Raw genomic sequence first — 288 nt, 5'->3', positions numbered from 1 at the left:
CATCGAAGAGGGCTTATCCCGCATGATTGCAAGAAATACTGAATTTGAAGAAGTAACCGCAACAACAACCGCAACAGCGCAACAGCAATCAAAAAACGAGCCAAATAACTACGCTTTACAGCTTCAAATAGCAATCGAGCAAATAAGCGCAGCTATACAAGTTATTGGTAATCAAAAAGAAGAGATTGCTGAATTGCGAAAACATGTTGCGATTATAGAAAACAAGCAACAAGAACAACAAGAATACATAAATACCAAACTCGAAGAACGAGATAAAATGCTAATGGA

Annotated in this window: 1 protein-coding gene; it reads left to right on the top strand. The window is 37.5% G+C overall.

All coding sequences use genetic code 11. The annotated features are described in order from the left end of the window. The coding region (locus SB749_RS19225) for a hypothetical protein (RefSeq protein WP_410711711.1) at window positions 1-288 on the top strand (288 nt) is incomplete at both ends.

This window comes from Brevibacterium sp. SIMBA_078, assembly GCF_046534565.1.
In the GTDB taxonomy this organism is placed as follows: Bacteria; Actinomycetota; Actinomycetes; order Actinomycetales; family Brevibacteriaceae; genus Brevibacterium.
Note: the sequence above shows the minus strand (reverse complement) of the source record. Positions and strands in the feature narration are given on the sequence as shown.